This is a genomic window from Vibrio sp. E150_011 (genome assembly GCF_053544015.1).
In genome coordinates, this window is record NZ_JBHFOL010000019.1 from 66,731 (window position 1) to 76,472 (window position 9,742).

Annotated in this window: 7 protein-coding genes; 2 read left to right on the top strand and 5 right to left on the bottom strand. The window is 44.5% G+C overall.

All coding sequences use genetic code 11. From position 1 onward, the window contains the following. Positions 1-53: 53 nt before the first annotated feature. Together ACE1OE_RS21060 and ACE1OE_RS21065 are read right to left on the bottom strand one after the other, a co-directional pair. Complete coding sequence (locus tag ACE1OE_RS21060) at positions 54-1,286, bottom strand: MFS transporter (RefSeq protein WP_449212186.1); 1,233 nt, start codon at positions 1,284-1,286, stop codon at positions 54-56. A 356-nt stretch (positions 1,287-1,642) separates the two neighbouring features. Continuing rightward, the gene (locus tag ACE1OE_RS21065; RefSeq protein WP_449212187.1) at positions 1,643-2,896 is read right to left on the bottom strand and encodes an MFS transporter; all 1,254 of its coding nucleotides are present in this window, start codon (positions 2,894-2,896) and stop codon (positions 1,643-1,645) included. Between the two features lie 361 nt (positions 2,897-3,257). Here ACE1OE_RS21065 and ACE1OE_RS21070 point away from each other — a divergent pair, with 361 nt between their 5' ends. After that, on the top strand, positions 3,258-4,139 hold the full coding sequence (locus tag ACE1OE_RS21070; protein WP_102471354.1) for a LysR family transcriptional regulator: 882 nt from the start codon (positions 3,258-3,260) through the stop codon (positions 4,137-4,139). Positions 4,140-4,270: 131 nt separating this feature from the next. Here the strand turns inward: ACE1OE_RS21070 and ACE1OE_RS21075 are convergent, their stop codons facing one another. The 3 genes from ACE1OE_RS21075 to ACE1OE_RS21085 all read right to left on the bottom strand — a co-directional run bounded on the left by ACE1OE_RS21075 (position 4,271) and on the right by ACE1OE_RS21085 (position 7,819). Continuing rightward, the gene (locus ACE1OE_RS21075) at positions 4,271-5,647 is read right to left on the bottom strand and encodes an aldehyde dehydrogenase (protein ID WP_102470410.1); all 1,377 of its coding nucleotides are present in this window, start codon (positions 5,645-5,647) and stop codon (positions 4,271-4,273) included. 133 nt (positions 5,648-5,780) lie between these two features. After that, entirely contained in the window at positions 5,781-6,845 is a 1,065-nt protein-coding gene (gene buk / locus ACE1OE_RS21080) for a butyrate kinase (protein WP_428793091.1), read from the bottom strand. Between the two features lie 38 nt (positions 6,846-6,883). Then, a complete protein-coding gene (locus ACE1OE_RS21085; protein WP_250616992.1) occupies positions 6,884-7,819 on the bottom strand; it encodes a bifunctional enoyl-CoA hydratase/phosphate acetyltransferase in 936 nt (311 codons plus the stop codon). 707 nt (positions 7,820-8,526) lie between these two features. Between ACE1OE_RS21085 and ACE1OE_RS21090 the strand changes: the two genes are divergently transcribed. Further along, on the top strand, positions 8,527-9,742 hold a 1,216-nt coding region (locus tag ACE1OE_RS21090), incomplete at its 3' end, for a diaminopimelate decarboxylase family protein (RefSeq protein ID WP_449212188.1).

The window sequence follows — 9,742 nt, forward strand, 5'->3', positions numbered from 1 at the left end:
GCTTGGTATTACCAAGCTTTTTTATTCAGTTTGTCTTAAACAACAATTGCCATCTACTGTTCAAGTTTTGCTGTCATTTTATGCTTTGCACCAACAATAAGTATGCAAACATACGCTGCAATCGTCAGCGCCAAAATAGCAAAAGGAAGCGCTGCCCAGCCCCAACCATCAATAGCGATACCACTGATAACACTGCCTAAGCCAAAACCAAGTGAGATAAAGAACATCATCAGACCTTGTGTAAAACCACCACCTACAAACGTCAGGCGAGCAGCAATAGCAGGAGAGATCATATCAGTCACGGTAATACCTTGAAGATAAATTAAGACCAATCCAAGAGGAATAATAAAGCCAAGTGATAATCCCGACTCAGCAATAAAATACAGACCAGCCATCACAATAATAGAAGCAACCGTGCTCAGCTTAAACAAACTTAACGCACCAAATTTAGTCACGTATTTCTCCGCTCCCACCAGCACAAATAAACCTAACACGGAAGCAATGGATAGATTCGCAGCTGACATTGACTGAACAACATCATAAGCATTTTCCATCAAGTTAGGATACTGAGCTTGAAACGCGCCTTGGCCTGCACATAAAAGACCAACGGCTAGTAGGAAAAGGCCAAAGTTGGAAAACAAAACCTTGGTCATACTCACTTTTTCCGCGCTTTCGTCGCTATTTTTCTGAGCAACCATTTCAGCATTATCGACAATACGCTGCGCTGCTTTTTTGTTGGTCATCATCGTCACAACCAGCAGTACCGCAACCAACACCATCATAGCGATAAACCGTGCTTCATAGCTCCAGCCCATCCCCGTTACCGCCGCTAACGCGACCCCTGCCAATAATGAACCAAAGATCAGAGTCTGAGCCATTCGGCCTAGCTTCATCGCTTCTGTTTTTTCATCATAGCCTGCAAATGTAATAAATACGGGGTTAAGCATCAGCAAAATTGCAGAACCGGTTCCGAAAAGAACCGAACCGATTGCCATAAAAATAAACGCCTGGCCTGCTACAAGAAAAAATGCGCCTGCGAGCAAGTACGATACCAAGCCCAAACCTTGGGCCAATCGATGTGCCTTAAATTTGTCCGCTAAAATTCCGATCAACGGAGCAAAGAGTCCGGCTAAGCCAAATAATCCCATCGCGAGGCCGGCTTGAGTCGCACTGCCCGTTCGGGCCAGAATAAATGATGGCAACATAATTGGAATAAATACGATCTGAACAATACCGTATGCAAAGTGGGCAGAGAACCACCCTTCTAGACCAAGTTTTTTCAACATGTGACGACCTCTAATATAATTGCTCTCGCCTATTTCAAGAGAATGAATACCACGAGTAAAAGGCGAACAATAAAAGTTAGGTTCGCTTTATTACAGCGACCAATTTTCTAAATGAGGCGATTATAACGAGCTTTCTCGGCCATATAAGTAACACGGGGGAACCACTTATTTCACACAGTATGTTACCTTGAGTGTCGATAACGAAATCATAACGATTCATCTCCAACCCCCACCGCACCCTTACATTATCAACACTTCTGTAACCATCAAGATTTAGGTTTGCCCCAAAAAAAAGAGCCTGGCAAATGACTGGAGGTCAGTTCAAACACCGGGCTCTTTTTCGCTAAACACTGAATCTACACTGTGGCTTCGTTACTTACTGGCACCTTGCCAAGTTGCTTCTTTTGCTTATGGGCAACCACAAGAATACAAACATAAGAAATCACCGTTAAGCCAAGAATCGACAGCGGTAATGCTGACCATCCATACCCGTCAACGGCCACACCACTCACTACGCTTCCCAACCCAAATCCAAGCGAGATGAAGAACATCATTAGGCCTTGCGTATACCCTCCACCAACTAAGGTCAAACGTGCAGCAATCGCAGGAGAAATCATATCTGTAATAGTAATGCCCTGGAGATACACAAGCACGAGTGCCAACGGAATCACATATGGCAACACCATGGCAGCCTCAGCAATAAAATAAAGTACGGCAACGACAGCAATCGAAATTAGTGCACAAAGTTTAAATAAGCTGATGGCGCCATACTTCGCGACAAACTTTTCAGCTAATACAAGAACAAACAGGCCCAAGACTGCCGCAACTGACAACGTCGCCGCAGATAAAGATTGCGCCACACCATAACCATTCTCCATTAGGTTTGGATACTGGGCTTGGAATGCACCTTGACCTGCACAAAGAATCCCTACCGCCACCAAAAAGAGGCCAAAATTAGAGAACAGCACTTTAAAAAGACCAGTCTTCGGAGCGGACTCTTCTTGTGCTGCCGCCGCCATAGCATCGGCATTATCTATGATACGCTGCGCGGCTTTCTTGTTAGTTGTGATCGTGATAACAAATAGAATGGCTACCGCGACTATCATGGCAATAAAGCGTGCTTCATAGGTCCAACCGGCCTCCGTGACTGCGGCTAAGGCAATGCCCGACAGCAAAGAGCCGACGATCAACACTTGGGACATTCGCCCCAACTTCATGGCCTCTGTTTTAGTGTCATGCCCAGCAAAAGTAATGAAGACAGGATTAAGCATGAGCATAATCGCGGAGCCCGCACCAAACAATACCGACCCAATCGCCATTGTGGTAAAGTTGGTCCCGGCAATAACGAAACATGCGCCAGCAAGCATATAGGCAATAAGCCCTAACGCTTGTGTTAATCGGTGTGCTTTAAATTTATCGGCCATAATACCAATTAAGGGCGCTAGAAGCCCTGCAATACCAAATAGGCCCATTGCAAGACCGGCTTGAGTCGCACTTCCCGTGCGAGCAAGAATAAAAGATGGCACCATCATTGGTATAAATACGATTTGAACTATGCCATATGCAAAGTGTGCTGAGAACCAACCTTCTAAGCCAAGTTTTTTCAACATATTACAGACCCCGTAGGTAAATCACTATTAGTCGATACATCGTCATTAATAGTGGATAGATAGAATTAAACCGTAAAAAAATCCATTTCTACTAGTTATAGAAAAGCGTAACAATTCATGATTGAAATTTATAATTCGGTGTTTATTACTATTCTCAATATCGAAAATAAAACCACGTAGTTACTATGCTTATTAATCAAATTCATCTTAATCACTCTATAAATAAAGTGATATAGGGTCTGCGCACCAGTGCCAATATAACGCTTCACTCAGTGCCAACATTGCTATACTCTAAGTACAACGATAAAAATAATAGCAGCGATTAAGAAATGTCCCTTCATTTAAGAACGGAGCCTACCTCATGAACCTGACAAAATTACGTGTATTTACGCTTACTGCGGAACACGGTTCTTTAACCAAGGTTGCCAATATCATGGGCAAAACTCGTACGTCGCTTAGCATGGCGCTGTCTAGCTTAGAAGATGAGCTTGGCGTCGAATTGTTTGAGCGTACACGCAATAGGTTAGTGCTGAACGAAGCTGGCGGTGCCCTACTCACCGACTGTAAAAACATATTAAATATGGCTGAAAGCCTCTACTCTAAAGCAGAGCAATTTCGCCAAGGTGACAGTGATAAAATACGCATCGCGTATGATGACACGCTCCCTTCCTCGTTTTGGCGTCAACAACTGGTCGCGCTATCCGACAACTTCCCTCACCTCTCGCTCACCGTGATTAAGGCTTCCAGCGCGGATATACCGACACTGGTTAAAGAAGGACACGTTGATCTAGGCTATGGACTTGTTTTTAGCTCAGGTGATGACCCTCAGATCAAAGTGCGCTCCCTACACAGAATCCGCATGATGGCGGTATGTTCACCGAAGCATCCACTAGCGCAATCAACGAGCGTAACGTCGACCGACATCAGTGCACACCGACAAATCGTGTTATCACACTTGTTTGAAGAGATTCATGAGGATTTCCGTCCTATTTCAAGCAGCACAATCAGCTTTTCGAACCACCAAGAAGTGCTAGAAGCGGTCGTTGATAATCTTGGATGGGCCATTATTCCGGAGACACTGGTCAAGCATGAACTCAGACAAGAACACCTTGTCGTCGTGAAACATCCGAACGGAATGTATTTTGAAAGTTTTGGTGAAATGTCTCGTCCCAATGACCACGCGGTTGAAACTCGCCAGTCACTTATTGATGGGATAGAGGAAAGCATTTACGATTTATTTTAGGTTCCCAGTTCACCCTCAATGTGTAATCACATTTCAGGACAGGCATTAATTAATTAGCATGGGAAATACAACAAAAAAAGCCGAAGCAATATGCTTCGGCTTTTTCGTTTTCATCAATCGGGGTAAATTGATTAAACGATGCGTAGACCGCCTTGAGCGATAGCAAAACGACGTGCACGTGTGTAAGACAGTGCGTTCGTGATGCCTTCACCAGTAGGACCAGCGATTGTGAACGTTGAAGTACCTTCAGCGTTGTAACCTACACCAGATAGTGTTGGACCGTTGTGAGCGAAGATAGTTGTGTTGATTGCACGACCAAACTTAGTCACGTTCTCAATGTTACCAGAGTAGATGCAAGAAGAGTGCTTGTTGCCACGCTCTGCTGCTACTGCACGCTCAATCGCTTCTTCGATGTTTGCACAACGAACAACTGGAAGTACTGGCATCATTTGCTCAACGTGTACTAGTGGGTGATCGTTCTCAACAACCATTACCGCTAGACGTGTATCAGATTCAACACCGATAGACTTCAGGATTTCACCAGCGTCTTGACCAACGTGTTGCTTAACTGGGTGCCATACGCGAGCGATTTCTTGAGCAGTACAAGGCTTAGCACCGTCAATTTCGTCCATAGTAAGGATTTGTGCTGTTAGCTTCTCAGCTTCTTCAGCAGAAAGCACGTATGCGCCAGTCGCTTCTAGCTTAGCTAGGAACTCGTCAGCCACTGCGTCTTCAACGAATACTTCTTTCTCACCGATACAAAGTAGGTTGTTATCGAAAGATGCGCCGCCGTATACGCCAGCCGCTGCTAGGTCTAGGTTAGCTGAAGCATCAACGATTACTGGTGGGTTACCAGCGCCAGCGCCGATGCCTTTTTTACCAGATTGTAGGATAGCTTTAACTAGACCAGGGCCACCTGTACCAACAAGCATGTTGATTAGTGGAGATTTAGCGATTTCGTTAAGTGTTTCTAGAGTAGGCTCTTTAACCATAGTGATTAGGTTAGCTGGGCCGCCTGCTTCAACGATAGTCTTGTTTAGAAGATCGATCATGATAGCTGAAACAACTTTTGAAGATGGGTGAACGTTAAACGTTACCGCGTTACCAGACGCTAGCATAGAAATAGCGTTGTTAACGATAGTTTCAGTTGGGTTAGTTACTGGAGTAACTGCACCGATAACACCGTATGGTGCACGCTCTTCTAGAGAGATACCGTTGTCGCCAGACCATACTTTAGTTTCTAGAACTTCAGTACCAGGAGTTTTAGCAGCAGTCAGTTGGTGCTTAGCAATTTTGTCTTCAACACGGCCAAGTTTCGTTTCTTCACGAACCATTTTTGCGAAATCTTCAGCTTTAGCTAAAACTGCGCCACGCATAGCAGTCAGGATCGCTTCACGACCTTCTTTAGTAGACGTTGCGTAGAATTCTACTTGAGCTTTGTGAGTTGCAGCGATTGCAGCTTCAACAGTTGTGAATACACCTTGTGCATTATCGATATCAAAAGACATGTTTATTACCTCTGTAAAGTATTAAGTGGTTGTCCACTTTCGCAGAGCAGGCACTAGAGCCTGCTCTAATCTTTATTTAGTTAGGCGTCGCTCAGTCATTAAGCGCCGCCCTTTTATTAAGCGTCAGTTTTTATTAAGCGTAAGTTTGAGCAGCTTCTTCGCCGTTAACTACACGCAATGTACCTAGTACAAGAGCTTCAAGCTCTACTTCACCTGGGTACGTTTTAACTGGTGCTACGAATGAAACGCGCTTAGCAATTTCAGCCGTGATGTATTTGCTGTAAGCAATACCGCCAGTGAGCAAGATACCGTCGATAGCTTCGCCACCGAACACAGCACCCATAGAAGCGATTTGCTTAGATACTTGGTAAGCCATTGCATCAGTCACAAGCTTAAACTCAGCGTCGCCAGCTTCTGCTTTCTCTTCGATTTCACGCATGTCGATGCTACCTGTGTAGCTAAACGCGCCGCCTTTACCTTGGATGAACGCTTTCATCTCTGCGTGCGAGTATTCGCCGCTGAAGCAAAGGTCGATAAGTTCGCGAGTTGGTAGGTCGCCACAACGCTCTGGTGTGAAAGGACCTTCAGAAACTGCGTCGTTTACATCAACAGTTTGGCCGCCCATGTGAGCGCCAACAGTGATACCACCACCCATGTGACATACGATGACGTTTACGTCTTCGTACTTCTTACCTTGCTCTTCAGCGAACTGACGAGCGATAGCTTTTTGGTTAAGCGCGTGGAAACGACCCTTACGTTTAATCGCTTTGTGGCCGGAGAAAGAAGCCAGTTCAGATAGCTCGTAAGTAACCGGCGCATCTGTGAAGAACGCGTCGATACCGTTTTCGTCAGCAATCTCTTTACCAATGATCGCCGCTAGGCTCGCTGGATGTTGGATTTGTGCTTCAAGAAGGTCTGCGATTACTGCGTCTTCAACTTTGTAAGTACCGCCAGCGATTGGCTTAAGTACGCCACCACGACATGCTACAGCTGCAAGCTCAGATGCTTTAACGCCAGCTTCTTCAAGCGCCGCTAGAATCGCTTCTTTACGGAACGCTTTTTGGTGAGCAACCACTGCACCAAATGGCGCCAATTCTTCAGCGCTGTGACGTAGCGTTTTTTCGAAAAGCTCAGTAGTGCCTTCGAAAACACCGATCTTTGTAGAGGTAGAACCTGGGTTGATAGCTAGAATTTTCATTTCTTCGTTAACCTGAATTAGTGACTTTCTATTTGTAATTACGCAGAGACTTCTGCAGCTTCTTTCTGTTGGCTTAGAGCAGCAACAGAACACGCAAGCGCGATAGAAACGGTTTTCTCAGCTTCGCCGTCTGCACGCGAAACAAGAACAACTGGGATACGAGCACCAAGTAGAACACCCGCCATGCTAAAGCCAGCCATGTACTGAAGTGCTTTAGCAAACACGTTGCCTACTTCGATGTTTGGAACCATTAGGATGTCAGCTTGACCAGCAACTGCATCGGTACAACCTTTTAGGTTTGCTGCATACTGAGATACTGCGATATCGAGAGAGATAGGGCCTGAAACGATACAGCCTTCAATTTCACCATTCTGGTTCATCTTTTGAAGTTCAGCGGCGTCCATCGTGGCTGGCATTTTGTCGTATGGCTTTTCTTTCGCACATAGGTTCGCTACTTTTGGCTCTTCGATACCAACAGAGTGCGCAAGTTGAACGGCGTTTTTAATGATGCCTTTCTTTTGCTCAAGCGTAGGAGCAATGTTCATTGCAGCGTCAGTAAATACGTGGAAGCTATCGCCACCTTCTTTGAAAAGTACGCCTGCGTGGCTAAGAACGTTACCAGTACGTAGACCGTGTTCTTTTTTAAGTACTTCTTTCAGAAGGATTGAAGTGTCAATGAGACCCTTCATTAATAAGTCGCCTTTGCCTTCAGCAATTGCGGTTACCGCAGCTGCTGCTGTTGCTTCAAGGCCGTCAGCTTCAATGATTTCGAAATTAGCCAAGTCAACGTTCGCTTTCTCAGCTGCGGCATTGATTAACGCACGTTCACCAACAAGGATGACGTCAGCCATGCCTTCTTTAAATGCATTATTCGCTGCGTCTAGTGTTGCGTCATCGTGAGCTGCTGCAACAACCATGCGTTGCTTTTTACCGAATTTCTGAGCTTGCTTAATAAAGAAGTCTTTATTGTACATAGGGGCGATACCTTATAATTTAGATAGTAAAGCTCAATATTGGCTTTACTATTTATCTATTTCGTAGGCTCTCATCAAGGTTAAGTAATCAATATACTGTGGAGCAATATATAGTGATTATTCTTAATCCCTTTCAAAGGATGAAATTAATTTAGCCTACAAACGCCTCACATTAACTTCACTCAGAGTCAATTTTTTTGAACGTTTTACGGTAACAGTCATTTGACCTTAATGAATAAAGCGATCATGCATTTATTTAATCAATATCTAGTTATACGGCTCATAAAACAGTACTATTCGACTCATGAAACACACAGAATAATTAACACAAAAACAACAATATTCATTTAAGTAACAAGCTTCGCCGCAAAGTAAAATACTCTCACTCTAAAAGTAACTCGCCATTGTTGTTACTTTAATCATATGAAAATAATAAAATCCGCCTAATATAATGTGTGTGGAATACTTATTTATCTCCGTCGAATCTCGATTAAATGCTCATGAAGAATTAACGCATTCACCACGTGAATAAACAACCTGTACATTTCAAGTCAATTTATCCACACAGCGTAAGATTTTTTGACGCTCAGTGAAGTGATGACTCTAATCTGCTTACCTACAATTCATCTCAAGCAAACAATAAATAGAACCAGATACCACATTCTGGTTCTTATTACCTATACCGTGACTACTAATAAGGGTCGAAGATGAAATATCAAAACCGCCTAGAAGAAAGCGTAAATCGCCTTAGCACTGTTCTTGATGAGCAAAAACAACTGCTTGCAGAGCACAAAGCAACCATGAACTACGCTGAGCGTCTAGAGAACATCCTGACTCCTACAGACGAGCTAAGCACTCAAGGCGACGACTTGCTAATCGGTGGCTGTAAAGCAACGGACCTTATCGAGCAATACGGTAGCCCGCTTTTCGTACTCAGCGAAGACACGCTACGTAACAACCTGCGTCGCGTTAAAAACGCATTTGGCAACTACTGGCCAAAGCCGGTCAACGTGATGTTTGCTATCAAATCAAACACTAACTTTGCGGTTCGTGCCATTTGTAACGAAGAAGGCGTTGGCGGTGACTGTTTCGGTCCTGGTGAAGTTGAAGCGACTCACTATGCAGGCGCTGACCCAAAAACCATCGCGCTTAACGGTACGGTTAAACCTGAGCTTGCTATTCGTAAAGCGATTGAATACGGCTACGCAGTTCACTTAGATTCTTATGAAGAAATTGAAATCGTTGAGCGCATCGCTCGTGAAGTGAAGCCAACGGAAAAAGTACGCATCGCGGTTCGTCTAAAAGTCATCCCAGAAGATTTCTTCAACGATTTCGAACCTGACGCCTACCCGTTCCCTAACTTCATTGGCGCGATGAAATGGATCAAGTTCGGTCTTCTTAAAGAAGAAGCGAAGAAAATTGTTAACCGCGTAAAAGAAATTGATGTCTTTGAATTCTACGGTTTCCACACTCACCTAGGTCGTTTCTCTAAGCAACCTGAAGGTTGGGATGCACTTTACCGTCAGTATGCTCGTGATGTTATCGAGATCTCTCGCGCATGTGATGTTCAACCTTTCCAGGTTGACCTAGGCGGCGGTTGGCCACGTGAGCGTGAGCCAGAATGTCGTAGCAAAGAGCACATGATGAACTCCAACACTATCGAAGACTACGCGAAAATCGTATGTAACGGTATGCTTGAAGAATTCAACAAAGAAAGCTTTGAGCTTCCACAATTGTGGTTAGAACCAGGTCGTTACATTGCAGGTAACATCGGTACACTTCTTACTTCTGTGTACGTCGTGAAAGATGACCAAGAGATGGACTACAGCTACACCATGGTTGATGCATCAACTTACCTAGCAACGCTTGTTGAGTCTCAAGAATCCAAGAACCCTGTACTTCCTGCTAACAAGATGACTCAAC

Excerpts from the sequence above, each read along its gene's own strand:
- ACE1OE_RS21060 (WP_449212186.1), bottom strand. The coding sequence starts at position 1,286 with ATGTTGAAAAAACTTGGTCTAGAAGGGTGGTTCTCTGCCCACTTTGCA.
- ACE1OE_RS21075 (WP_102470410.1), bottom strand. The coding sequence starts at position 5,647 with ATGTCTTTTGATATCGATAATGCACAAGGTGTATTCACAACTGTTGAA.
- ACE1OE_RS21070 (WP_102471354.1), top strand. The coding sequence starts at position 3,258 with ATGAACCTGACAAAATTACGTGTATTTACGCTTACTGCGGAACACGGT.
- ACE1OE_RS21065 (WP_449212187.1), bottom strand. The coding sequence starts at position 2,896 with ATGTTGAAAAAACTTGGCTTAGAAGGTTGGTTCTCAGCACACTTTGCA.
- buk (WP_428793091.1), bottom strand. The coding sequence starts at position 6,845 with ATGAAAATTCTAGCTATCAACCCAGGTTCTACCTCTACAAAGATCGGT.
- ACE1OE_RS21085 (WP_250616992.1), bottom strand. The coding sequence starts at position 7,819 with ATGTACAATAAAGACTTCTTTATTAAGCAAGCTCAGAAATTCGGTAAA.